This is a genomic window from Streptomyces endophyticus (genome assembly GCF_035798155.1).
Lineage (GTDB): Bacteria > Actinomycetota > Actinomycetes > Streptomycetales > Streptomycetaceae > Streptomyces > Streptomyces endophyticus.
In genome coordinates this window covers 52,385-77,618 of the sequence record NZ_JAOZYC010000139.1, presented here as the reverse complement: position 1 = coordinate 77,618, position 25,234 = coordinate 52,385, and the positions used below count along the sequence as shown (strand labels likewise).

The 25,234-nt window shown below is 71.6% G+C and carries 20 protein-coding genes; 14 read left to right on the top strand and 6 right to left on the bottom strand.

Annotated features, from left to right (window positions below; translation table 11 throughout):
- From OKJ99_RS26140 to def, 4 genes are all read left to right on the top strand, one after another.
- Positions 1–1,177, top strand: a 1,177-nt coding sequence (locus tag OKJ99_RS26140; protein ID WP_326019981.1) for an SUKH-4 family immunity protein, incomplete at its 5' end; no start/stop codon positions are given.
- Positions 1,178–1,258: 81 nt separating this feature from the next.
- Positions 1,259–2,257: an LCP family protein gene (locus OKJ99_RS26135; protein WP_326019980.1), complete on the top strand. Its 999-nt coding sequence runs from the start codon at positions 1,259–1,261 to the stop codon at positions 2,255–2,257.
- Between the two features lie 152 nt (positions 2,258–2,409).
- Positions 2,410–3,312, top strand: a complete 903-nt coding sequence (locus tag OKJ99_RS26130) for a coiled-coil domain-containing protein (protein ID WP_326019979.1) — start codon at positions 2,410–2,412, stop codon at positions 3,310–3,312.
- 222 nt (positions 3,313–3,534) lie between these two features.
- Positions 3,535–4,137, top strand: a complete 603-nt coding sequence (gene def, locus OKJ99_RS26125; protein ID WP_326019978.1) for a peptide deformylase — start codon at positions 3,535–3,537, stop codon at positions 4,135–4,137.
- Positions 4,138–4,152: 15 nt separating this feature from the next.
- Here the strand turns inward: def and OKJ99_RS26120 are convergent, their stop codons facing one another.
- The 3 genes from OKJ99_RS26120 to OKJ99_RS26110 all read right to left on the bottom strand — a co-directional run bounded on the left by OKJ99_RS26120 (position 4,153) and on the right by OKJ99_RS26110 (position 7,867).
- Positions 4,153–5,790 carry a sodium/solute symporter gene (locus tag OKJ99_RS26120; RefSeq protein WP_326019977.1) on the bottom strand — a complete coding sequence of 546 codons (1,638 nt, stop codon included), beginning with the start codon at positions 5,788–5,790 and terminating at the stop codon, positions 4,153–4,155.
- On the bottom strand, positions 5,787–6,182 hold the full coding sequence (locus OKJ99_RS26115) for a DUF485 domain-containing protein (RefSeq protein WP_326019976.1): 396 nt from the start codon (positions 6,180–6,182) through the stop codon (positions 5,787–5,789). Before OKJ99_RS26115 ends, OKJ99_RS26120 begins: the two co-directional genes overlap by 4 nt.
- 116 nt (positions 6,183–6,298) lie before the next feature.
- Entirely contained in the window at positions 6,299–7,867 is a 1,569-nt protein-coding gene (locus tag OKJ99_RS26110) for an MDR family MFS transporter (protein ID WP_326019975.1), read from the bottom strand.
- Between the two features lie 298 nt (positions 7,868–8,165).
- Here OKJ99_RS26110 and OKJ99_RS26105 point away from each other — a divergent pair, with 298 nt between their 5' ends.
- Positions 8,166–8,954 (top strand): ABC transporter ATP-binding protein, encoded by a 789-nt coding sequence (locus tag OKJ99_RS26105; protein ID WP_326019974.1) that lies wholly within the window; start codon positions 8,166–8,168, stop codon positions 8,952–8,954.
- A 270-nt stretch (positions 8,955–9,224) separates the two neighbouring features.
- Positions 9,225–11,792, top strand: coding sequence for an ABC transporter permease (locus OKJ99_RS26100; protein ID WP_326019986.1), 2,568 nt, complete (start codon positions 9,225–9,227; stop codon positions 11,790–11,792).
- Between the two features lie 84 nt (positions 11,793–11,876).
- Here the strand turns inward: OKJ99_RS26100 and OKJ99_RS26095 are convergent, their stop codons facing one another.
- Both OKJ99_RS26095 and OKJ99_RS26090 read right to left on the bottom strand, forming a co-directional pair.
- Complete coding sequence (locus OKJ99_RS26095) at positions 11,877–12,251, bottom strand: type II toxin-antitoxin system VapC family toxin (RefSeq protein ID WP_326019973.1); 375 nt, start codon at positions 12,249–12,251, stop codon at positions 11,877–11,879.
- A gap of 7 nt (positions 12,252–12,258) precedes the next feature.
- Positions 12,259–12,510 carry a type II toxin-antitoxin system Phd/YefM family antitoxin gene (locus tag OKJ99_RS26090; RefSeq protein ID WP_326019972.1) on the bottom strand — a complete coding sequence of 84 codons (252 nt, stop codon included), beginning with the start codon at positions 12,508–12,510 and terminating at the stop codon, positions 12,259–12,261.
- Between the two features lie 191 nt (positions 12,511–12,701).
- On the opposite strand from OKJ99_RS26090, the gene mfd reads away from it, so the two are divergent.
- The 3 genes from mfd (at position 12,702) to OKJ99_RS26075 (ending at position 17,716) form a co-directional block, all read left to right on the top strand.
- Positions 12,702–16,235, top strand: coding sequence for a transcription-repair coupling factor (gene mfd / locus OKJ99_RS26085; protein WP_326019971.1), 3,534 nt, complete (start codon positions 12,702–12,704; stop codon positions 16,233–16,235).
- Positions 16,236–16,388: 153 nt separating this feature from the next.
- Positions 16,389–16,895: a hypothetical protein gene (locus tag OKJ99_RS26080; RefSeq protein WP_326019970.1), complete on the top strand. Its 507-nt coding sequence runs from the start codon at positions 16,389–16,391 to the stop codon at positions 16,893–16,895.
- A 56-nt stretch (positions 16,896–16,951) separates the two neighbouring features.
- On the top strand, positions 16,952–17,716 hold the full coding sequence (locus OKJ99_RS26075; protein ID WP_326019969.1) for a GNAT family protein: 765 nt from the start codon (positions 16,952–16,954) through the stop codon (positions 17,714–17,716).
- Positions 17,717–17,808: 92 nt separating this feature from the next.
- Here the strand turns inward: OKJ99_RS26075 and OKJ99_RS26070 are convergent, their stop codons facing one another.
- Positions 17,809–18,630 (bottom strand): DUF4190 domain-containing protein, encoded by an 822-nt coding sequence (locus tag OKJ99_RS26070; protein ID WP_326019968.1) that lies wholly within the window; start codon positions 18,628–18,630, stop codon positions 17,809–17,811.
- A 226-nt stretch (positions 18,631–18,856) separates the two neighbouring features.
- On the opposite strand from OKJ99_RS26070, the gene OKJ99_RS26065 reads away from it, so the two are divergent.
- The 5 genes from OKJ99_RS26065 to OKJ99_RS26045 all read left to right on the top strand — a co-directional run bounded on the left by OKJ99_RS26065 (position 18,857) and on the right by OKJ99_RS26045 (position 25,211).
- Positions 18,857–20,941 (top strand): N-6 DNA methylase, encoded by a 2,085-nt coding sequence (locus OKJ99_RS26065; RefSeq protein WP_326019967.1) that lies wholly within the window; start codon positions 18,857–18,859, stop codon positions 20,939–20,941.
- Positions 20,942–21,199: 258 nt separating this feature from the next.
- Positions 21,200–21,817: a hypothetical protein gene (locus OKJ99_RS26060; RefSeq protein ID WP_326019966.1), complete on the top strand. Its 618-nt coding sequence runs from the start codon at positions 21,200–21,202 to the stop codon at positions 21,815–21,817.
- Between the two features lie 62 nt (positions 21,818–21,879).
- A complete protein-coding gene (locus tag OKJ99_RS26055) occupies positions 21,880–23,358 on the top strand; it encodes a serine/threonine-protein kinase (protein WP_326019985.1) in 1,479 nt (492 codons plus the stop codon).
- A 145-nt stretch (positions 23,359–23,503) separates the two neighbouring features.
- Complete coding sequence (locus OKJ99_RS26050) at positions 23,504–24,163, top strand: SurA N-terminal domain-containing protein (protein WP_326019965.1); 660 nt, start codon at positions 23,504–23,506, stop codon at positions 24,161–24,163.
- Positions 24,164–24,209: 46 nt separating this feature from the next.
- Positions 24,210–25,211 (top strand): nucleoside triphosphate pyrophosphohydrolase, encoded by a 1,002-nt coding sequence (locus tag OKJ99_RS26045; RefSeq protein WP_326019964.1) that lies wholly within the window; start codon positions 24,210–24,212, stop codon positions 25,209–25,211.
- Positions 25,212–25,234 lie beyond the last annotated feature (23 nt).

Sequence of the window (25,234 nt, the reverse complement as noted above, 5' to 3'; positions counted from 1 at the left end):
CTCCGGCCCCGGCGCGCCGCCTCCCGGCCCGCCCCCGCCGCCCGGCGCTCCCGGTGGCCACCAGCCCCCGCCGCCTCCTGGCGCGGCGCCGCCCGGCCCCATGCCCCCGCCCGCTCCCGGTCAGCAGATTCCCGGCCCGCCCCCGGCGGCGTACGGGTATCCGCAGCCGCAGCAACCTCAGCAGCCCGCCCAGCCGACGGGGCAGCCGACCGTGGGGCCCGGGTATCAGGCCGTGCTGCGGTACCGCGCTCCCGACGGGTCCGAGCAGCAGCTCATCCGGCGGTCCGCGCCGGGGACGCCGCACCCGGAGTGGCAGATCTTCCACGAGCTGCGCGGCATGAACGTGCCGCCTGACCAGGTACTCGAACTCCACACGGAGCTGGAGTCCTGCTCGCTGCCCGGCGCGTACTGCTCGCGCATGATCAAGGAGCAGTGGCCGCAGGCGCGGATCACCTCGATCGCGCCGTACGGCACCGATCACGCGAGCCGCCAGCAGGGCATGCAGCAGCTCCTCGCGCACCAGGGCGAGCTGCACCAGGTCGCCGACGGCCCGGAGCGCTCGGCCCCGGTGCGCGCCCCGCTGCACCCCGCGCAACCCGCGCCCCCGGCCGCGCCGGAGGCGATCGCGCAGGAGCTGGCGGCGGCGTTCGGGCCCGGTGTGTTCCGGTTCGACCAGCGGGCCGTGTCGCGGCAGGGCGTCCCGGACACCGTGGCGCACACGCTCGTCGTCGCGGGGCTGCCCGCCGACTTCGGGCCGTTCTTCTGGGCGCAGGCCCAGCCGGGCCGCCCCGTGCCGACGCTCGCCGAGCTGGCGCAGGAGCGTGGCGTGCAGGCGGCGTCGGACGCGGGCTCGTACCTCGTGATGGGCAGCGACTTCGGCAAGGCGCTGTGCGTGCAGTACGGGACGGCGAACATCGTGGCCGTGCCGGTGGAGGCGGGGCCCGACGGCACCCCGGCGCCGCCGCAGTTCGTGAACAGCGGGCTGCCGGAGTTCGCCCGCTCCATCGCGCTGCTCGGCCGGATGTGGCGGCTGCGCTTCGGGCTCAACCAGGAGCAGGCGGGCCGCTGGACCGTCGACTTCCAGGCGGAGCTCAGCGCGATCGACTCCGCGGCGCTCGGCTCGCCCGAGACCTGGTGGTCGGTGCTGCTCGAGCAGATGTGGGACGGCCTGTTGTAGGCAGCCGCGTACGGCTCTGCTCATAGGCTCTGAGGGGGCGCTCGACCTGCGGGACGGGCCGGGCGCCCCGATCATGCGCACATGGCAGGTGAGTGGAGTGAGCCGACGACGGTGCGGACGCCGCGGCCGCGGCGGCGCTGGCCCAAGAGGGTCGCGCTGACCCTGCTCGTCGTCCTCGTGGTGCTCGTCGCGTACGGCGTCGGCCTGTATTTCTGGGCGGGTTCGCGGCTTCAGACGACGGACGCGTTCAGCGACTACGACGGCCGGCCGGCGGCGGGCGCGGGCACGAACTGGCTGCTGGTCGGTTCGGACTCGCGGGAGAACCTGACGCCCGAACAGCGCAAGGACCTGCACGTCGGCAACGACGAGGGAAATCGCACCGACACGATCATGGTGCTGCACTACGGGGACAACGGTCCGTATCTCGTCTCGATCCCGCGCGACTCGTACGTCTCGATCCCCGGGTACGGCAAGAACAAGATCAATTACGCGTACTCGGTGGGCGGCGCGAAGCTGCTCACGCAGACCGTGGAGCAGTCGACGGGGCTGCGCATGGACCACTACGCGGAGGTCAGCTTCCTGGGCCTCGTCGACGTCGTCGACTCGCTCGGCGGGGTCGAGATCTGTGTGGCCGACGGCGGCCTGCACGACGAGAAGTCGGGTGCCGACTTCGACGGGGGCTGTCAGACGATGAACGGCACGCAGGCCCTGCAGTACGCGCGCGCCCGCTACTCCGACCCGACCGGCGACCTGGGCCGGGTCAAGCGGCAGCAGCAGCTCGTGGACGCGATCGCCGCCAAGGCGCTCAGCCCGGGGGTGCTGGTGCCGCCGTGGAAGCTGATCCCGTTCGTGAGTGCCGCGCTGGACGCGCTGGTCGTCGACGAGGGCACCGGGATCGCCGCGCTGGCGAACATGGGTGTGAAGATGTCCGATCCGGCCTCGACGACGACCGTTCCTGTGGGCAGTGAGCCCAATGTTTCAGGGGTCGGGGACGTGGTGATGTGGAACGAGAGCGAGGCCGATCAGCTCTTCACCGCACTGCGCGAGGACAAGGCGATTCCGACTTTCGGCGGCAATTGACGCATCCTGGACCGAGTGGATCGACCTGAGTGTCACGTGTGTCGGAATGTGGCCGCCTCCGGTTGTTCCATCAAGATGTGCGCCAATCGCGCAAAATGTCGTAGATCGGGCTTGCCGGTGCCGGTCGGTGCCTTGCCGGAGAGGGGATCCAGATGAGCGGTGCGGGTGGAGCGGAGTCGTCGCAGTACGGCTTCGTCGTCGTACGGGGCCGGGGGTACAGGACCGAGCAGGTGGAGGCCGCGGCCGCCACGCTCTCCGGGGAACGGGACGAGGCCTGGGAGCGGGCCGCGCGTCTGACGGTCCTCGCCAAGGAGATGGAGCAGGAGGCCGAGCGGCTGCGCGAGGCCGTCACGAACCTCGCCCCGCAGACGTACGAGACGCTCGGCAAGCGGGCCCAGTACCTCCTTGAGCTGGCCGAGGAGGAGGACACCGCCGTGCGCGCCGCCGCGCTGGCCGACGCCCAGGCCGAGGCCGATGCCGCGCGGGCGGCGGCCGACGAGGCGCGTGACGACGCGCAGGCGCACTCCGACGAGGTGCGCGGCAAGGCGGAGGAGTACGCGCAGCGGCGCCTCGCGGCCGGGCAGGCCGAGGCCGACGACATCCGGGTGTCCGCCCGGCGCGACGTGAAGGAGATGCGGGGCGAGGCCCTCGCGGTGCTGCGCGAGATGCGTGAGCGCACGGACGCGAACCTCGCCGACCAGGCCAAGGAGCACACCGAGCGGACCGAAGAGGCGGACCGGGAGGCGGCCGAGCAGGTGGCCGCGTCCGAGGCGTGGGAGGCGGGCGCCGTCGCCGAGGCCGAGGAGCGCCTGTCCGAGGCGAAGCGGACGCTCGGTGAGGCCGAGGAGGAGGCGCGGCACGGCCAGGAGGACGCGGAGGCCTCGGCCGCGGAGCTGCTCGCGCAGGCACGCGCGCGTGCGGAGCGGATCGAGCGGGAGACGGAGAGCGTGCTGGAGGGCCACGAGGAGCAGCGCGAGGAGCTCCGCGCCCACATGGAGCACGTCCGCGCCTCCCTGGCCACCCTCACGGGCAAGGCCCCCGCCGAGACCGAGTGACGCCCACCCGGCACCCGCCCACGGGGCTCCGCCCCGGACCCCGCTGCTCAATCGCCGCAGGGGCTTGATCCATCAAGCCCCCGCGGCGATTGATAGATCAAGCCCCGCCGGCGATTGAGGCGCGGGGTCCGGGGCGGAGCCCCGTGACGTGGGAGCGGACGACCGCACCGTTAGGGTTGGGCGGTCGTCAAGTGGTGGGCGGATGCGAAAGGTTGAGTCGACATGGGTGATGGCCAGCTGACACCGGAGGTGGAGCGCGGTGCGGTCCGGCGCATCACAATCGTGGGCGAGGACGTGCTGCGGCGCCGCTGCGAACCGGTCACCGACGCGCTCTTCGGCACGCCCGAGCTCGACCGCCTGATCGACGACATGTTCGCGACGAACCACGTGGCGCACGGCGCGGCCATCGCCGCCAACCAGGTCGACGTGGACCTCCAGTTGTTCGTCTACGACATGGAGGACGACTGGGGCGTGCGGCACACCGGCCACATCTGCAACCCCGTACTCGACGAGCAGCCCCCGGCGGAACGCAGACTCGTCGACGAGATGGAGGGCTGCCTCTCCGTGCCGGGCCCCTACAAGTCGGTGGCGCGCGCCGACCACGCCGTCGTGCGCGGCCACGACAAGGACGGCAGGCCGATCGTCGTCGAGGGGCGCGGCTACTTCGCCCGCTGCCTCCAGCACGAGACGGACCATCTGTACGGCCGCCTCTACATCGACCGCCTCGCGGGGCGCGAACGCCGGGACGCGTTGCGGGAGATGGAGGAGCTGAAGGACGGTGTGCTCGCGCGCCGTGCCGAGCTGGCGGAGCGGCTCGGCAAGTAGCGGCCGGGGGCACGCTCAGCGTCGCGGGCTCGCGTCCGGTGCCGTCGGTGAGCCCGCCAGGATCCACGCCTCCACGGCCTCGTACTGCTGCCGCTGAGTGTCGGCCCTGCGCCGGTCCGTGAGGACCGTGCCGAGCCAGCCGAACAGGAAGCCCAGCGGGATGGACACGACGCCCGTCGTCGTGAACGGGAACCAGTTGAAGTCCATGCCGGGGAACGCCGAAGTGGGCGATCCCGACACCAGGTTGGTCCCGGTCATCAGGACGGCGCAGGCGACCGTGCCGCCGAGCAGCGTCCACAGCAGGCCCGCGCGCGTGTAGCGGCGCCAGAAGAGGCTGTAGACGAGGGCCGGGGCGATGGCGGAGGCGCCCAGGCAGATTGAGAGCATGACCAGCGGTTGCAGGTTGCGGTGCTGGAACGCGCAGGCGAGGGTGATCGCGAAGGCGCCGACGCCGAGGGCCGACATCCGGGCGATCGACAGCTCCTTACGATCCGTCAATTCCCGTTTGCTGTAAGCGATCACGTCGTGCGCGAGGGAGTTCGCGCAGGCCAGGATCATGCCCGCGACCGAGGCGAGGAGCGTGAGGAACAGCGCCGTGGTGACGGCGGTGAACAGCAGGGACTCGCCCGTGCTCGTCGTCGCCCCGAAGACCGCCCGCGCCCCGAGCAGATACGCCGTGTTGCCCTGCCGGTCGGCCTGGGCGATCGCCGGGGCGCCCAGCATCGCCGTCGCGCCGAAGGCGACCACGGAGATGACCAGGGCGAAGAGGCCGACCGCGGACACCGCCCAGGTCATCGAGCGGCGCACCTCGCGCGCGTGCCTGGCGGTGTACATGCGCATCGTGACGTGCGGCAGCGCGGCCCCGCCGACGACCACCGTCAGCTCCGAAGTGATCATGTCGAGGCGGGGGGTGGGGCTGTGCGCGAACTGGAGGCCCGAGGTCAGATAGGCGTTGCCCGCGCCGCTGCCGCGCGCGGCGGCCGTGAGCAGGGTTCCGGGGTCCCAGTCGAAGCGGCGCAGGACGAGTACGGCGATCACCGCGCCCGATCCGAGCAGCATCACGATCTTGAAGATCTGGATGACGGCGGTGCCCTTCATGCCGCCGATCGCCGCGTAGCTGATCATGAGTCCGCCCAGCGCGATCACGCAGGCCGTCTTGAAGGTCTCGTTGGTGAAGCCGAGCAGGAACGCCAACAGGTCGCCCGCACCCGCCAGTTGGACCAGCATGATGGGCATCAGGGCGGCGATCGTCGCCGCGCAGGCCGCCATCCGTACGGAGCGGCCCGGCATCCGCCGCGCCAGTGTGTCGCCCATCGTGAACCGGCCCGCGTTGCGCAGCGGTTCGGCCAGCAGGAACATCAGCAGCATCAGGGAGAGCGCCGTGCTCAGGGCGAGCGCCACGCCGTCGTAGCCGAGCAGCGCGATGACGCCGCCGGTGCCGAGGACGGTGGCCGCGGAGATGTAGTCGCCCGCGATGGCCAGGCCGTTGCGGATCGGGCCGAGGTGGCCGAAGCCCGTGTAGAACTCCTCCAGACTGTCGCGGTCGGGGCCGGTCATGATGCACAGCAGGAGCGTGATCGTGGCCACCGCCGTGAAAGCGACCAGGGACATGGCGTCGGTGGACGCGGCGGCAACGGCTGGACCTGGGGTCATCGCGCGTAGCCCCCGCCCTTGCGGCGCTGCCGGCGGATGCGGTGGACGAGCGGGTCTACGCGGCGTCGCGCCGTGTACTCGTAGAGGAACAACGCCAGGCAGGTGACCGGGAGTTGGCACAGGCCGATGAGCAGTCCCGTGGAGAGGCCGCCGGTGGCCGAGCGGTTCATCAGGCCCGGCGCGAACGCGGAGAGCAGCAGGAACAGCGTGAAGTACCCGAGGGCCGTGAGGGTGGCGACGCGGCGCTGCCAGCGATAGGCGGTGCGCAGCAGGCGCAGTTCGCTGCTGGGGGCGTCGGGGTGGCGCGGGAGGCGGTGCGAGCGGGGGTGCGCGTGGGGGTGGGAGTACGGCTGGAACGGATAGGGCTGCGACGGGTGCGGCTGGTACGACATCCCTGTTCTCCTTGCGTGACTCGGGCCCGCCGGGGACTGGGCGGGCCGCAGGGAGTGCGTGGGGAGCCGGAACGTTACTCGTAGGTAGACGAGTTGGGGAGCGTTTGGCTGAACGATCAGTCGGTGCCGGACGACTTTTCTTGTACGTGAGGTGAGTGTTGCTGGTGGGGGACTTGTGCCGTGGATGACTTTTCTTGTCCGCCCGTCTCCGCTAGGGGATCGGGAGGCTCCGATTCCAGGACGGGGAAGCGCCGCGGGGCCAGCGTCAGGAGGACGAGCAGGGCGACTCCGGCGGCACAGGCCGCGCCGACGTACACCGAGTCGACGGCCGCGTCGATCGCCCGGCGCACCCCGTCGGCGCCCGGGTCGCGGGCCACCGAGTCGAGGTCGGCGCCGGAGCCGAGGTGGGCCGAGATCACCCCGTTGGCGACCGCGCCGAAGACCGCGGCACCGACCGTCTGCCCGATCTGCCGGTAGAAGAGGACCGACGCGGTGGCGGTGCCGCGCTCCGCCCAGCCGACCGTGGACTGCACGCCGACGATGAGCGGGAGCTGGAAGAGGCCGAGGGCCGCGCCGAGCAGCAGGCTGAGCAGCACGGGCTGCCAGACCTCGCCCGGATACGGCAGCAGCAGCGGGAACGCGGCGAGCAGCACCAGCGCCCCCGCCATGCCGATCGCGGCCGTGTCACGGAAGCCGATCCTGCGGTACACGTGCTGGCTCAGGGCCGCCGAGATCGGCCAGCTCAGCGTCATGACGGAGAGCACGAAGCCGGCGGCCGTGGGGGACAGGCCGAGGACGGACTGCGCGTACGTCGGCAGGAACGCGGTCGGCGCCACCATCAGCAGGCCCATCGCGCCGAGCGTCAGATTGACCGCCGCGATGGTGCGCCGCCGCCACACCCAGCCCGGCAGGATCGGCTCGGCCACCCGCCGTTCGATCACGAAGACGGCGCCGATGAGCGCAACTCCCGTACAGAGCAGGGCGATCGAGGGCACGGACCCCCACGCCCACGCGACCCCGCCCTGCACCAGCCAGGTCAGCAGCGCCCCGCCGGCCGCGAACACCGCGAGCGCGCCCGCCCAGTCGATCCGCGGCCGCGCCGCCCCCTCCCGGTCCGCCCGGGGTTCGTGCAGATGCCGTACGAGCAGGAGGAGTGCGACGGCGCCGACCGGCAGGTTGATCAGGAAGATCCAGCGCCAGCCCGCGTACGAGGCGAGCAGCCCGCCGAGCGCCGGGCCCAGGACCGACGAAGTGGCCCACACGGTCGACAACTTGGCCTGGATCCTGGGGCGTTCCTTGAGGGGGTAGAGGTCGGCGGCCAGCGTCTGCACCGTGCCCTGGATCGCGCCGCCGCCCAGGCCCTGCACCACCCGGAAGGCGATCAGGGCGCCCATGTTCCACGCGGACGCGCACAGCAGCGAGCCGACCAGGAACAGCACGCTGCCCGCGATCAGGACGGGCTTGCGGCCGAAGGTGTCCGAGAGCTTCCCGTACACGGGGAGGGTGACGGTGACCGCGAGCAGATAGCCCGAGAACAGCCAGGAGAAGACGGAGAAGCCGCCGAGGTCACCGACGATCTGCGGCACCGCGGTCGAGACGATGGTCGTGTCGAGCGCGGCGAGCGCCATGCTCAGCATCAGCGCGGCGACGACGGCTCCGCGCCGCCGGTCGGTGGTTCCCTGCATGTGTTCCCCCTGCACGTATCTACGTCGGGAGCTTATGCGGGTGGAGGCGACCCTGAGTAGAGGTCCACCGAGGGGTGGACCTCCCCTAAGGGGACCTCCGTAGAACGGGGCAGGGTCGGTTCGTCCCGTTGGAGGACGAGCGGGCGCGGGGGCCTTCGTAGCGTGTGGGTGGTGGGGTTTTCCCCCGGAAAAGACGGGGCTTTTCCACAACGCGCCGGGGCACCCCGCTCCACCAGACTTGGCCTCACAAGGCGTTGATCCCACGCATCCGACGCGTGACCGACTTAGGAGACTTACCGTGACTACGGCTGCAACCATTCCCGGGTACAGGGACACTGGACAGCGTTCGGCCGTCGCCGCGCGGGCGCGACAGCTCGTGAAGGCGTACGGGACGGGGGAGACCCGAGTCGTCGCGCTCGACCACGTCGACGTGGACATCGCCCGCGGCCGGTTCACCGCGATCATGGGCCCGTCGGGCTCCGGCAAGTCGACGCTGATGCACTGCCTGGCGGGCCTGGACACGGTCACGTCCGGCCAGATCTTCCTCGACGAGACCGAGATCACCGGCCTGAAGGACAAGAAGCTCACGAAGCTGCGCCGGGACCGGATCGGCTTCATCTTCCAGGCGTTCAACCTGCTCCCAACGCTGAACGCGATCGAGAACATCACGCTCCCGATGGACATAGCGGGCCGCAAGCCGGACGCCGCGTGGCTGCGCCAGGTCGTCGAGACCGTGGGGCTCGCCGAGCGCCTGAAGCACCGGCCCACGCAGCTCTCCGGCGGACAGCAGCAACGCGTCGCCGTGGCACGGGCGTTGGCCTCCCGGCCGGAGATCATCTTCGGTGACGAGCCGACCGGAAACCTCGACTCGCGCGCGGGCGCCGAGGTCCTCGGCTTCCTGCGCCGCTCCGTCGACGAGCTGGGCCAGACGATCGTGATGGTCACGCACGACCCGGTGGCCGCCTCGTACGCGGACCGCGTCCTCTACCTCGCGGACGGCCGCATCGTCGACGAGATGCACCGCCCGACCGCCGAAGCGGTCCTCGACCGCATGAAGGACTTCGACGCCCGGGGACGGACGTCGTGAGGACCGCCGACATCGTGACCCGCCTGCCGCGCGCCGCAGGGACGGCCGCGACCTCGTGCGCCGACCGTGCGCACGCCGATGAGCGCGGGCCGGGTCCCGGTCCCGACACCGGGGGGTGGACCTCGTGAGGGCCGCCGACACCGTGACCTGCCTGCCGCGTGCCGCTGTGGCGGCCGCGATCTCGCGCGCCTGCCGCGCACACGCCGATGGGCGCCGGCCGGGTGCCGGCCCCGACACCCGGGGACGGACCTCGTGAGCGCCAACACCGTCATGAAGACCTCGCTGCGCAACTTCTTCGCGCACAAGGGCCGGATGGCCCTCTCGGCGGTCGCCGTGCTGCTCTCGGTCGCCTTCGTCACCGGCACCCTCGTGTTCACCGACACGATGGACAAGACCTTCGACAAGCTGTTCACCGCCACCGCGGCCGACGTCACCGTCAGCCCCAAGGACGCCGAGGCCGAGGGCAGTGCCACCGGGCGGCCCGAGGCCCTGCCCGCGGCCACGCTCGCCACCGTCCGGAAGGTTGGCGGCGTCAAGTCGGCCGAAGGCGCGGTCAGTTCGATGAACGTGACCGTGGTGAACTCCGAGAACAAGAACATGGGGTCCACCACCGGAGCGCCCACCATCGCGGGCAACTGGACGCACAACGACCTGCGTTCCATGGAGATCACCTCCGGGCATGCGCCGCGCGGTCCCACCGAGGTCATGGTCGACGCCGACACGGCGAAGAAGCACCACCTGAAGATGGGTGACGAGCTGCGCACCATCGCCGCCACCGGCGACTTCAAGGCGAAGATCACCGGTATCGCCTCCTTCAAGGTGACCAACCCCGGCGCGGCCGTCGTCTACTTCGACACCGCGACCGCACAGCGCGAACTTCTCGGCAGGACCGGGCAGTTCACCCAGATCAGCGTCGCCGCCGACAGCGGCGTCAGCGACGCGCAGCTCAAGAAGGACGTCGCCGCGGCCCTCGACACCGGCGGCACGTACAAGCTCCAGACCCAGCAGGAGGCCGCGGACGCCAACGCGGCGGACGTCGGCTCCTTCATGGACGTCATCAAGTACGCGCTGCTCGGCTTCGCCGGCATCGCCTTCCTCGTCGGCATCTTCCTGATCATCAACACGTTCTCGATGCTGGTGGCCCAGCGCACCCGTGAGATCGGCCTGATGCGCGCCATCGGCTCCTCGCGAAGGCAGGTCAACCGGTCGGTGCTTGTCGAAGCGCTGCTGCTCGGCGTCGTCGGATCCGTCCTCGGCGTCGGCGCGGGCATGGGCCTGGCCGTCGGCCTGATGAAGCTCATGTCGTCCATGGGCATGGAGCTGTCCACCGGCGACCTCACCGTGAAGTGGACGACCCCGGCGATCGGCCTGCTGCTCGGCATCGTCGTCACCGTCCTCGCCGCGTATCTGCCGGCCCGCCGCGCGGGCAAGGTCTCCCCGATGGCCGCGCTGCGCGACGCGGGCACCCCGGCCGACGTCAAGGCGGGCGTCGTGCGCGGCGTCATCGGCCTCGTCCTCACGGGCGGCGGCGGCTTCGCGCTGTACCTCGCCGCGCAGGCCGACAAGGCGAGCCAGGGCGCGCTGTGGCTCGGCGTCGGGATCGTCGCCTCGCTCATCGGCTTCGTGGTGGTGGGCCCGCTGCTCGCCGGCATCGTGGTCCGCGTCATCAGTGCCGTGCTGCTGCGGATGTTCGGCTCGGTGGGCCGCATGGCCGAGCGCAACGCGCTGCGCAACCCGCGCCGCACCGGCGCCACCGGCGCGGCCCTGATGATCGGCCTCGCGCTCGTCGCCTGCCTCTCCGTCGTCGGCTCCTCGATGGTGGCCTCGGCGACCAGCGAGCTCGACAAGTCGGTCGGCGCCGACTACATCGTCGAGGGCCAGGGCGGCATCAAGCCGCAGGCGGCCCAGGACCTGAAGCAGGTGCGGCAGGACGGGTACGTCTCCCATGTCACGGAGGTCAAGTACGTCGAGGCCCGCCTGACCACGCCGAACGGCGCGAAGAAGTCGGAGGAGCTGGTCGCGGCCACCCCCACCTACGCCCAGGACCTGCGCCGCGAGACGACCTCCGGCGAACTGTCGGCGGCCTACGGGAAGAACGCGATGTCGGTCGGCTCCGGCTTCGCCGAGAAGCACGGGGTGAAGGTCGGCGACACCATGACCGTCGCCTTCGACCACGGGCGCACCGCGAAGCTGAAGGTCGCGGCGGTCACGTCGGACGACACGACGTTCGACAAGGGCGCCATGTACACGAACCTGACGACGGCCGAGCGGTATGTGCCGACGGACCGGATGCCGCTGAACGGGATGATGTTCGCCAAGGCGGCGCCCGGCAAGGCCGACCAGGCGTACAAGGCGCTCAAGGCCTCGGTCGCCGCCGACCCGACGGTCCACGTCAAGGACCAGACCGACTACAAGCAGACGCTGAAGGACCAGATAGGCCAGCTCCTGAACATGATCTACGGGCTGCTCGCGCTCGCGATCATCGTGGCGGTGCTCGGCGTCGTGAACACGCTGGCCCTCTCGGTGGTCGAGCGGACCCGCGAGATCGGCCTGATGCGGGCCATCGGCCTCTCGCGTCGCCAGCTGCGTCGCATGATCCGCCTGGAGTCGGTGGTCATCGCCGTCTTCGGCGCGCTCCTCGGCCTCGGGCTCGGCATGGGCTGGGGCGCGACGGCCCAGCAGCTCCTGGCCCTTGAGGGCCTCGGCGTCCTGGAGATCCCCTGGCCGACGATCATCGCGGTCTTCATCGCCTCGGCCTTCGTGGGCCTGTTCGCGGCGCTGATCCCGGCGTTCCGGGCGGGGCGGATGAACGTACTGAACGCGATCGCGACCGAGTAGGGCTTCTGTGACGGGGGGACGGGGGACGGGGAACGGGGGAACGGGGCGGGCCCGGGGAGCATGTGCTTCCCGGGCCCACCCGTTTCAGGCGCGCAGCACCTGGACGTCGTACTTCGGGATCCACGCGTCGCGCGTGATGATCGTCAGGTCCTCCGCCTGTGCCTGGGCGACGAGCATGCGGTCGAAGGGGTCGCGGTGGAGCCAAGGGAGAGCGTGGCCGTGCATGCCGTGCTCCAAGGTGATGGGCAGCGGCTTGAACTGCAGATCACGGACGCGCTCGGGCAGTCCCGGCACCTCCGCCAGCTTGCCCAGGGAGTGTTTGAGGGAGATCTCCCAGGGCGTCACCGCGCTCATGTGCACGGCGGGCTCCGTCCGCAGCAGTTCCTTGAGGTCTTCGGACAGCTCGGGTGAGGCGCCGAGCCACCAGAGCGCGATGTGGGTGTCGATCAGATACGCCATCGAGTGGTCACCGCATCCCGAAGGCTTCGGCGATGTCGTCCGGAAGCTCATCGAAGTCGTCGGGGATGTGGATCTGGCCGCGAAGCGCTCCGTAGTCGGTGCGGTTGACCATTTCCTTGAGCGGAACCACCTTCGCCACCGGATGCCCCGCCCGGCTGATGATGACTTCCTCCCCTGTCTCCACCAGTTGCAATATGCGGGAGAAGTGGGTCTTGGCGTCGTGGACGTTGTACTGCCGCTGGGCTTCCTGCGGAGCCATGGCGCTCTCCCGAATAAGTGGACTAGGCACGGACTAGGGCCGTGGTTCCAAGGTAGCCCGCGTCCCCCCTCTGGGCCAGCGCGTTCCCACTGACGGGTGACGGGCTCCCCGGCGACGTACGCTGGAACCCCCGGCCCGTGCCACGTGTCGGGCCCTTCGCGTTGCCCACTGACCCGGGACGGATCTTCTCCATGAGCCTGCACGGACTGCTCGACGCCGTCGTCAAGGACGCGGCCCTCGTTGAAGCGGTGAAGGCCGCCGGGGACGGCAACCGGATGCACGTCGACCTGGTGGGGCCGCCCGCGTCCCGCCCCTTCGCGATCGCCGCGCTCGCCCGCGAGGCGAAGCGGCCCGTCCTGGCGGTGACCGCCACCGGGCGTGAGGCCGAGGACCTGGCCGCCGCGCTGCGCTCGCTGCTGCCGGAGAGCGGGATCGTCGAGTACCCGTCGTGGGAGACGCTGCCGCACGAGCGGCTCAGCCCGAGGTCGGACACCGTCGGCCGGCGCCTCGCCGTGCTGCGCCGCCTCGCGCACCCCCGCTCCGACGACCCCGAGACCGGCCCGGTCTCCGTCGTCGTCGCGCCCATCCGCTCCGTACTGCAGCCGCAGGTCAAGGGCCTCGGCGACCTGGAGCCCGTGGCCCTGCGCACCGGGCAGAGCGCCGACCTGGAGGAGACCGTCCAGGCGCTGGCCGCGGCGGCGTACGCCCGGGTCGAACTCGTCGAGAAGCGCGGCGAGTTCGCCGTGCGCGGCGGCATCCTCGACGTCTTCCCGCCGACCGAGGAGCACCCCCTCCGCGTCGAGTTCTGGGGCGACGACATCGAGGAGATCCGGTACTTCAAGGTCGCCGACCAGCGCTCCCTCGAAATCGCCGACCACGGCCTGTGGGCCCCGCCCTGCCGCGAGCTGCTGCTCACCGACGACGTCCGCGCCAGGGCGGCGGAGCTCGCCGAACAGCACCCGGAGCTGGGCGAACTGCTCGGCAAGATCGCCGAGGGGATCGCCGTCGAGGGCATGGAGTCCCTCGCCCCCGTCCTCGTCGACGACATGGAGCTGCTGCTCGACGTGCTGCCGGCCGGGTCGATGGCCATCGTCTGCGACCCGGAGCGGGTGCGCACGCGCTCCGCGGACCTGGTGGCCACGAGCCAGGAGTTCCTCCAGGCCTCGTGGGCGGCCTCGGCCACCGGCGGCAAGGCCCCCATCGACGTCGGCGCCGCGTCCCTGTGGGCCATCGCGGACGTCCGGGACCGGGCGCGCGAGCTCGGGATGATGTGGTGGTCGGTGTCCCCGTTCGCGGCCGACGCCGTCGACACGGACGCGGACACGCTTCAGCTCGGCATGCACGCCCCCGAGACCTACCGCGGCGACACCGCCCGCGCGCTCGCCGACACCAAGGGCTGGCTCGCCGACAGCTGGCGCGCGGTCTACGTCACCGAGGGCCACGGCCCCGCGGCCCGCACCGTCGAGGTGCTCGGCGGCGAGGGCATCGCGGCCCGCCTGGAGAAGGACCTCGGCGAACTCGCCCCGTCCGTCGTCCAGGTGTCCTGTGGCAGCCTCGAATTCGGTTTCGTGGACCCGGTGTTGAAGCTCGCCGTCCTCACCGAGACCGATCTCACCGGGCAGCGGGCCGCCGGCAAGGACGGCGCCCGGATGCCCGCGCGGCGCCGCAAGACCATCGACCCGCTCACCCTCGAATCCGGCGACTACATCGTGCACGAGCAGCACGGCGTCGGCCGCTACGTCGAGATGGTGCAGCGCACGGTGCAGGGCGCGACCCGCGAGTACCTCGTCGTCGAGTACGCGCCCGCCAAGCGCGGCCAGCCCGGCGACCGGCTCTACATCCCCACGGACCAGCTGGAGCAGATCACCAAGTACGTGGGCGGCGAGGCGCCGACCATGCACCGCCTCGGCGGCGCGGACTGGACGAAGACGAAGGCGAAGGCCAAGAAGGCCGTCAAGGAGATCGCGGCCGACCTGATCAAGCTGTACAGCGCGCGCATGGCGGCCCCGGGACACGCCTTCGGCACGGACACCCCCTGGCAGCGGGAGCTGGAGGACGCGTTCCCGTACGTGGAGACGCCCGACCAGCTGACCACGATCGCCGAGGTCAAGGAGGACATGGAGAAGACGGTCCCGATGGACCGGCTGATCTGCGGCGACGTCGGCTACGGCAAGACGGAGATCGCGGTCCGCGCCGCCTTCAAGGCGGTCCAGGACGGCAAGCAGGTCGCGGTCCTCGTGCCGACGACCCTCCTCGTCCAGCAGCACTTCGGTACGTTCAGCGAGCGGTACGGCCAATTCCCGGTCAGGGTCAAGGCGTTGAGCCGCTTCCAGACGGAGACCGAGTCCAAGGCGACCCTCGAAGGGCTGCGGGACGGCTCGGTCGACATCGTCATCGGCACGCACCGGCTCTTCTCCTCCGAGACCAAGTTCAAGGACCTCGGCCTGGTCATCGTCGATGAGGAGCAGCGCTTCGGCGTCGAGCACAAGGAGCAGCTGAAGAAGCTGCGGGCCAACGTCGACGTGCTGACGATGTCGGCGACCCCCATCCCCCGTACGCTCGAAATGGCGGTCACCGGCATCCGCGAGATGTCGACGATCACGACGCCGCCCGAGGAGCGCCACCCGGTCCTCACCTTCGTCGGCCCGTACGAGGAGAAGCAGATCGGCGCCGCGATCCGCCGCGAACTGCTGCGCGAGGGCCAGGTCTTCTACATCCACAACCGGGTCGAGTCCATCGACAGGGCGGCGGCGCGGCTGCGGGCGATCGTGCCGGAGGCACGGATCGCGACGGCGCACGGCCAGATGTCCGAACAGGCCCTGGAACAGGTCGTCGTGGACTTCTGGGAGAAGAAGTTCGACGTGCTGGTCTCCACGACGATCGTCGAGTCGGGCATCGACATCTCCAACGCCAACACCCTCATCGTGGAGCGCGGCGACAACTTCGGCCTCTCCCAGCTGCACCAGCTGCGCGGCCGCGTGGGCCGAGGCCGCGAGCGCGGCTACGCCTACTTCCTCTACCCGCCCGAGAAGCCGCTGACGGAGACCGCGCACGAACGCCTCGCCACCATCGCCCAGCACACGGAGATGGGCGCGGGCATGTACGTCGCGATGAAGGACCTGGAGATCCGCGGAGCCGGCAACCTGCTCGGCGGCGAACAGTCCGGGCACATCGCGGGCGTCGGCTTCGACCTGTACGTACGCATGGTGGGCGAGGCGGTCGCGGACTACCGCGCCTCGCTCGAAGGCGGCGTGGAGGAGGAGCCGCCGCTGGAGGTCAAGATCGAGCTCCCGGTCGACGCGCACGTCCCGCACGACTACGCGCCCGGCGAGCGGCTGCGCCTGGCGGCCTACCGGTCCATCGCCTCCGCGAACACGGAGGAGGACGTCAAGCACGTCCGCGAGGAACTCGTCGACCGCTACGGCAAGCTGCCGGAGCCGGTGGAGAACCTGCTGCTCGTGGCGGGTTTGCGGATGCTGGCGCGGGCCTGCGGGGTCGGCGAGATCGTGCTCCAGGGCAACAACGTCCGCTTCGCGTCGGTGGAGCTGCGGGAGTCCCAGGAACTCCGCCTCAAGCGCCTCTACCCCGGCACGGTCATCAAGCCGGCCACCGGACAGCTCCTCGTCCCACGCCCGAAGCCAAAGAAAATGGGCGGCAAGCCGGTCGTCGGCCGGGAACTGCTGGCGTGGGTGGGGGAGTTCCTGACTTCGATCCTGGGGGCGTAGGCCTGGGCCGACGGACAGGTGGGGGCGGGCGTCGGCCCGCCCCCACCTGCTTTGCGTGGCACCAAATAACCGAACAGGCTCCCCGTCCGGCGCCTCATGGATTACTGTGCGCGGCAACTACAGTTCTTCACGTTTTCTCCACACGGGGTCCACATGCTCAACAGATCTGGCCAGTCGTCGTCGATACGCAGACGCTCCGCGGGTTTCGCCGCCGCCTGGGCGGTCGCGCTGTCCTTGGCCGTCGGCGCCTGCGGGGCCGGCTCCGGCACGGACGACGCCGCCGACGCGCGACCCAGCAAGTCCGTCTCCGCGACGCCGACTCCGAGCCCCACCCCCTCCACGGAGTCGCCCACCCCGACTCCCAGCCCGACCCGCACCACGCACTCGCCCACGCCGAAGGCGACTCCGACGCCTACGCGAGTGAAGACCCGGGCCCCCGCGCCCACCCCGACGCGGACCAAGGCCCCGGCGCCCGTCCGCACGACCGCCGCCCCGAAGCCGGCCGCCCCCACCTGCGAGATCGTCTCGAACGCGGGCAACTGCTACAACGCCGGCCAGTTCTGCCGCAACGCCGACGTCGGCCGCACCACGCACGCCGCCAACGGACGGATCGTCAAGTGCACCTTCAGCTCCGGTTCCAACCGCTGGGTCTACGTCTGACCGAACCCGGCGGAAAACCGGCTGCGGTGCCGCCCCGTCCGCTGCACCATGTGCGCATGAATCCCGACCCGGGTACGGATCCGACGATCACCACCCTCGCCGAGCGTCCCGAACTCGCGCTCCCCATGTGGACGATGCCGGACACCTGGCCCGCGTTCATCGGGCACGACCTGTGCGCCGAGATCTTCCTGAGGCGCATCTGGCAGGAGCTGCCCGAGTACGCGTTCGTGGCGACGGACGCCGCGGGGGCCGTGGTCGCCAAGGCGTACAGCGTGCCGTTCGCGCTGCACGCCGAGGGGCGTGGGGCGCTGCCGGACGGCGGCTGGGACCAGGTGTTGCGGTGGGCGTTCGCCGACCGGGCCGCCGGGGTCGCGCCCGACACCGTGAGCGCCATCGAGATCGCCGTCACGCCGGGGCTCCAGGGGCGCGGTCTGTCGGGGCGGATGCTGTCCGCGATGCGGGAGAACGCGCGCGCCCGCGGGTTCGGCGAGGTCGCCGCGCCCGTGCGGCCGAGCGCCAAGCACCTCGAACCAGGGGCGCCCATCGGCGAATACGCGTTCCGGGTGCGGGAGTCGGACGGCCTGCCGCACGATCCGTGGCTGCGGGTGCATGTGCGGGCGGGCGGCGTCATCGAGAAGGTCGCGCCCGTATCCATGGTCGTGGCGGGGTCGCTGGAGGAGTGGCGGGAGTGGACCGGGCTGCCCTTCGAGGAGGAGGGACCCGTCGAGGTGCCCGCCGCGCTGGTGCCGGTGCGCTGCGAGCCCGAGCACGGCTACGCCGTGTACGTCGAGCCGAATGTGTGGGTGCGGCACACCCTGTGAACGCGTGCGGTGCGTCACGGCTGTGAACACGCGGACGCGGCACGCGCGTTGAGCGCGTGCCGCGTCCACTCCCCCCCATTTTCCGAAGCCGGTTACAGCTTCAGGTCCCATTGCGAGCCGTCGTAGTCGAAGCTCGGCGTGACCTCGACGGTCAGGTTCTTCGCGTCCGCCGGGGCGTCGAAGCCGTAGACGACCGTGGCCTTCTTGCCGGGCAGGACCGTGCCCTCGAAGCCCATGGCGACCTTGTCGTCGATGATCTGCTCCGCCTTGACGCCGTCCTTGCCCGAGCGGGCGTTCGTGGTCAGCAGGGACGTGTCGAACTTCTCCTTGGAGTCGTTGATGACGGTCACCGTGACCTTGTAGGCGTGATTGCCGTTCTTGTGGCCCGCCGCGTACTCGCTCGGGCTGAACGTGACCGCGTTGGAGACGGAGACGGTCAGGTCGTCGTCGTAGACGATCGAGTCACCCGCGGCGAGCGGCTTGCCGTCGGCCGGCTTGTCCTCGGACTTGTCGGCGCCGGAGTCCTTGCCGGACGTGCTCTTGGCCTTCGTGTCGGACACCGACTTGTTGATCTCGTCGACGGCGTCGTCCACCGCCTTGAACGTCGTGTACGCACCGAAGATCGCGAGGCCCATGGCCGCGAGGCCGAGGATCGTGCCGGTCAGGGCGATGCCCTTGTTCGTGGCCTCACCGCGCTTCGCCCTGCCGCGTCCCGTCAGGCCGAGGATCAGGGCGATCACGCCGAGGATCCCGGCCAGCCAGAACAGCAGCGGGATCAGCCCCGACAGGGCACCGATGACGCCGAGGATCAGTGCGGCCGTCCCCAGCCCGTTGCGTGCGACGCGCGGCTGCTGCTGGAACGGCGGGTACTGGGGGTGCTGCTGAGGCTGGTTGGGCTGCTGGGTCTGGGACATGGCTGTTCCTCCGAGATGAGAGAGCCAACCTCCCCCCGGCTTTCCATGTATCCGGCGGTTGGCTGAGGCAATAACAGCACTGCCTGTGAACCGAGTCAACCGCGTTCACGAAACTTGATGCGCTCACGGCTGTGAATGCGGGTCTTACGCGGGAGTCTGTATGGTCGGTCGCACAACCACGTCAGGACGTATCGGCGGGACAGACGTCCGGAGAGGGGTCGGCTCGGTGCAGGACAACGCGACAGAGGTGACGGCCGCGGGAATCGCCCGGCTCGCCGGAGTGGGGCGCGCCGCGGTCAGCAACTGGCGCCGCAGGCACGCGGACTTCCCCAGGCCGGTCGGCGGCACCGAGACCAGCCCCTCCTTCGCGCTCACCGAGGTCGAGGAGTGGCTGCGCGACCAGGGCAAGCTCGCCGAGGTCCCGCTGCGCGAGCGCGTGTGGCAGCAGCTCGCGGGGCACCCGGCGGGCCCGGTCGCAGCCCTCCTGCACACGGGCTGCGCCCTGCTGCTCGTGCACGACCGGCCCACGGAATGGCTCGCGCTCGCCGCGACCGACGAGGACCGGGACCTGGCCCAGCGCCTCTCGGCCTCCCTCGAAGGCATCCTCACCCCACGCTTCGGCCACGCCACCCAGCGGGCCGTCGACACACCGTCGCCCGCCGACCTGCTGCCGTCGGTGCCACTGCTGCGCGGCGCCGCGGAACTCGCCGCGGAACTGGGCGCCCGCGGCACCTTCGCGTTCCTGCTCGGCCGGCATCTCGACGCCAACCCGCGCCAGTACACGCTCACCCCGCCGGGCCCCGCCGAACTGATGGCCGCGCTCGCAGGACCCGCCACCACCGCCCTCGACCCGGCCTGCGGCACCGGCGCCCTCCTCGACGCCGTGCGCGCCCACGACCCACGGCCCGGCCGCACCCTCTACGGCCAGGACGCCTCCGCCGAACTCGCCGCGCTCACCGCGCTCCGCCTCGCCCTCGACGGCAACGGCGGGACGGACGCCCCGGCCGTGCGCACCGCCGTCGCCGACACCCTGCGCGCCGACGCCCTGAGCGACGTACGGGCCGATGTCGTCCTCGCCCACCCGCCGTTCAACGAGCGCGGCTGGGGCCACGACGAGCTGGCCTACGACCCGCGCTGGGAGTACGGCCTCCCCGCCCGCACCGAGTCCGAACTGGCCTGGGTACAGCACGCGTTGGCACGCCTGAAGGACGGCGGCAGCGCCGTGCTCCTGATGCCGCCCACCGTCGCGTCGCGCCGCTCGGGCCGCCGGATCCGCGCCGACCTGCTGCGCCGCGGCGCCCTGCGCGCGGTGATCGCGCTGCCCGCGGGAGCCGTCCCGCCCAACAACATCCCGCTGCACCTGTGGGTGCTGCGCCGCCCCGGCACGGGCGCGCCCGCCGCCCCCGAGCTGCTGCTCGTCGACACGGCCTCTCTCGCCGAGTCCGGCGACGTACGCGAGCAGCAGGTGTGGGACGAGGTGCGGAGCACCGTGCTCGACGCCTGGCGCGCCCACGACCGGGACGGCTCCCTGGAGGAGCAGCCGGGCCTGGCCCGCTCCGTGCCCGTCATCGACCTGCTCGACGACGAGGTCGACCTCGCGCCCGCCCGCCGCCTGCCCCCGCCGGCCGCGGGCGGCGGCGCCGCGCAGCTGACCGCCGTACGCGAGGAGCTCGCCGACACGCTGCGGCTGACCACGAAGCTCGCCCCGCCGGCCGTCCCCGACGCCACGCCCCCGGCCCGCTGGCCACTGACCACGGTCGGCGAACTCGCGCGCGCGGGAGCCCTGTCGCTGCGCACCGCGGCGACGGGCGGCGGACCGGGCGGGCACGCACGCGTACCCGTGCTCACCGACCACGACGTGCTGACGAGCACCGCGCCCTCCGGCGCCCACGCAGCGGACGACGACCCCGTGATCCTCGAAGCCGGGGACGTCGTCGTGCCGGTGGTCGGCGGCGCCGCAGCCGTCCGCGTCGTCGACGAGGCGGACGCGGGCGCCGCGCTCGGCAGAGGCCTTGCCCTGCTGCGGCCCGAACCGACCGCGCTCGACCCCTGGTTCCTCGCCGGCTTCCTGCGCTCCACCGCCAACAACCGGCAGGCATCCAGCTACGCCTCCACCGCCACCCGCCTCGACGTCCGCCGCCTCCAGCTCCCACGCCTCCCCCTGGCCGAGCAGGCGGGTTACGGCGAACGGTTCAAATCCCTGGCCGCCTTCGAAGACACCCTCCGCCGCGCGGCCCGCCTAGGCGAACAACTCGTCCAGGGCCTCCACGACGGCCTGACAGCGGGCACCCTGCCTCCGGACCACCAATAGGCTCCGCCGGCTCTTGAGGCTCGGGCCCGGCAATTCAAGCCCCTGCGGCGATTGAGCAGCGGGGTCCGGGGCAGAGCCCCGTGGCGTAGGAACGGACCGGCGACACCCGGAGGCAACCGTTCCGCCGAACCGGGTGTGAGCGGAGCGACATCCGTTCCGTACAACCCCGGGCCCGTTGTCCGAGTCCGCCTATACGCTCGAAGGAACCGGCATCGCCTTGCCGTGTGTTCTACCCCGGACAAGTGACCAGGAGCTGCCATGTACGGGCCCGGCGCGGTGCCGCCCCGACGCGATAGCGACGGAGCGGCCATCACCCTGAGGGTGCTGTTCCCCGCGCTGTCCGTGCTGACGTGCGGCCTGCTCTCCTGCGCGCCGCTGTTCCGCATCGCGGCGCTGCGGCGCAGGCCGCTCGACTGGGCCCTGGCCATCGCCTCGCTGCCGGTCAGCATCACGCTGTTCGCCATCGTCGGCTCGCTGCCGGAGGAGGACACGCGCACCGACGTCGCCCTCGCCCTGCTGCTGCTCCTCGCGCTGGGCAGCGCCGTGTACTTCCTCGTCTACGACATACGCAGGCTGCCCACCGGACCCCCGCCGAGCGGGTACGCGCCGAGGGCACCGTCCGGGCCGTCCGCCTACGGACACCCGCAACCACAACCGCGGCAGCCCTGGCCCACCGCACCGCCGCAACCCCACGCGATGCCCACACAGACCATGGGCACGCCGACACCCGCGCCCCCGCCCACACCCGCGCCCACACCCGCCCCGCCGCCCGCGCCGCCGCAGAACCAGGCCCCGCCGCCGCACCGCATCGACCAGGTCCGCGCCGAGCTCGACGAGCTGAGCGACTACCTGCGCAAGCAGGACGGCGGCCAGTGACCGGGCCCGCTCCCTCCTCGGCGGAGGGCGGCCGCGTCGTCGCCGAGCGCTACGAACTGTCCATGCTCATCGGCCAGGGCGGCATGGGCCAGGTCTGGACGGCGTACGACCAGCGCCTCGACCGCCGCGTCGCCGTGAAGCTCGTGCGCCCCGACCGCGTCGCCGGCGCCGAGGCCGACGAACTGCGCCGCCGCTTCCTGCGCGAATGCCGGGTCACGGCACAGGTCGACCACCCCGGCCTCGTCACCGTGCACGACGCGGGCGCCGAGGGCGAAGAGCTCTACCTCGTCATGCAGTACATCGACGGGGCCGACCTCGCCGACCACCTCGCCGAGCACAGCCCCTTCCCCTGGCCCTGGGCGGTCGCGGTCGCCGCGCAACTGTGCGCCGTGCTCTCCGCCGTGCACGCGGTGCCGATCGTGCACCGCGACCTCAAGCCACGGAACGTCATGGTCAAGCAGGACGGCACGCTCACCGTCCTCGACCTCGGCGTCGCCTCCGTCCTCGACACCGACACCACCCGCCTCACCCACACCGGATCACCCATCGGCACCCCCGCCTACATGGCGCCCGAACAGGCGATGGGCGGCGCCGTCGGCCCGCACACCGACCTGTACGCGCTCGGCGTGCTGCTGCACGAACTCCTCAGCGGCGACGTCCCGTTCGCGGGCAGCACCGCCCTCGGCATCCTCCACCGCCACCTCTACGAGGCCCCCGTCCCGGTCCGCCAACTGCGCCCCGAAGTACCGCAGGCCCTGGAACACCTGGTGCTGCGCCTGCTCGCCAAGGACCCGCAGGACCGCCCCGCCTCCGCCCAGCAGACGTACGAGGAACTGCTCCCGCTGCTGCCCGCGCGCGGCGTGCCCACCGGACATCCGCTCGACCCCACCCGCCCCTTCCTGCGCCCGCACGCCCCCTGGCCCGACCGCGCCGTCACCCCGGCACCGCAGCCCGCCGGAACCGACCTCCAGGGCGACCGCCCCGACGTGGCACGCGCCGTCGACGAGGTGAAGGTGCTGCTCGGCGAGGGCCGCATCACGCAAGCCGTCGACATCCTCGGCGCGATCCTGCCCGCCGCGGCCGCCCAGCACGGCGAGCACTCACCCGTCGTCCGCACCCTGCGCAAGCAGTACGCGGCCACCCTCATGGACGACGGCCAGTACCGGCGCGCCCTGCCCGAACTGCGCCGACTCGCCGACGAACGCGCCGCCGAGGCCGGCCACGCCGATCCGCAGTCCCTCCAGTTCCGCTACGAGGCCGCGCAATGCCTGGAAGCCCTCGGCGAACCCGCCGCGGCGCTCGCCGAATACCGCTCCCTCCTCCCGTACTACGAGAACCAGTACGCGACCACGGACCTCAGGCTCGCCCTCGAAGTACGGCGCCGCATCGGCCAGTTGCTGCTCTCCGTAGGCGACCGGGGCGCGGCCCACGAGACGCTGACCCGGCTGCTGCACGACGCCGAACGACTGCACGGACCCGGCCACCCGTTCCCCGCGGAAGTGCGCCGCACACTGCAGTGGCTGGGACAGGTCAGAGGCTGATCCGCCGCGGCTTCCCGTACGTCCGGTACCTCAACTCATGGCGAATCGTTGTCGAAACGGTGGCCGCGCAAGCGGTCACTGCCTAACATCGATCATCGCCGGACTTTGTGCACCGACGCACAAACTCTTCGCAGGGAGGCCCACCTTGCACCGCCGCACCGTAGTTGCCCTTTCAGCCGCCGCCATCGCCGCCGTCCCCGCCCTCACCGCCTGCGGCAACGAAGCGCACCCCGGTGCCGCGGCCGTCGTCGGCGGCCAGCGGATCACCGTCTCCCAACTGGAGAACCGGGTGAACGAGGTGCGGGACGCGCAACAGACCGCCACCAAGGACACCGCCCAGTACGAACAGGCCATCGCCAAGACCGGCGGCCTCACCCGCAACACGCTGCACACGATGGTCCTCGACCGGGTCCTGCACCGCGCCGCCACCGACGCGGGCATCTCCGTCACCCGCAAGGAGATGCAGAGCATGCGCTCCGGCCTGGAGCAACAGGCAGGCGGCACCAAGGAGTTGGAGGTCGCCTGGCTGCAGCAGTACAACATCCCGCCGCAGCGGCTCACCGAGAGCCTGCGCACCGAGATCGAGGCACAGAAGCTGTCGACCGCGCTCGGCGCCGACATGCAGACCCCCCAGGGCAAGGCCGTCTTCTGGAAGGCCCTCTCCAGCGCCTCCAAGGAACTGAACGTCGACCTCAACCCCCGCTACGGGACCTGGGACGTCACCAAGAACAGCCGGGTCGACGCGAAGACGCCGTGGCTGAAGCAGATCACCAAGGAAGCCCCGGCCGAGCAGCAGACCACGTAGGCCCGGGGGAGGCGGGGTTGTCAGTGGCTTGGGTTACGTTCGAGGGGTGAACGAACCCGAGGCGCACGACCCCCACGCCCCCGCCGACACCGCCGGCCGCGTCGTCCTGCTCACCACCAGCCACCGGGTCGCCCCCGGCCTCCTCTCCTGGCAGGCATGGCAGGCGCTGCGCACGGCCGACGAGGTGCTGTGCGCCGAGGCCGCGCACCCGCAGCTGCCGTATGTGAAGGACGCGGGAGTCCAGGTCACGGTCGCCTCGCCCACCGCCCGTGAGCTCGTCGACCGCTGCGCCGACGGCGGGCGCACGCTCGTCGTCCTCGCCACGGCCGAGGGCGACCGGCAGCTCACGGACGGCCTGGCGCGCCTCGCGGGCTCGGGCCGCGAACAGATGCCGAACCTCGAACTGCTCCCCGGCTCCTACGACCTGCCCGGCGCCCGCCTCCTCGACCTCGTCCAGGTCATGGACCGCATCCGCCGCGAATGCCCCTGGTCGAAGCAGCGCACCCACGAGGACCTCGCCAAGTACACGATCGAGGAGGCGTACGAGCTCGTCGAGGCCATCGAGACGGATGACCGGGACGAGCTGCGCGAGGAGCTCGGCGACGTACTCCTCCAGGTCGTCTTCCACGCGCGCATCGCCGAGGAGGACGCCGACGAGCCGTTCTCGGTGGACGACGTGGCGGGCGGCATCGTCGACAAGCTCATCCACCGCCACCCGCACGTCTTCGGCGACGACACCGCCACGACGCCCGAAGAGGTCAAGGAACACTGGCTGCGCACCAAGGCGGAGGAGAAGCGCCGCGCCTCGGTCACGGACGGCGTCCCGGTCGGCCAGCCGGGCCTCGCCCTCGCCGCCAAGCTCGGCTCCCGGGTGCGCACGGCGGGCCTGGACGTACCGGTCCCCACCGGAGAGGGCATCGGCTACGAACTCCTGACCCTCGCCCTGCGCGCCGAGTCCGAGGGCGTCGACCCGGAGGCGGCACTCAGAGCCGCCGCCCGCGCCTACCGGGACGCGGTGCGGACCACCGAGGGGCTCACCGACGAGTAGGGGCCCGGGGCCGGTTACGGTCA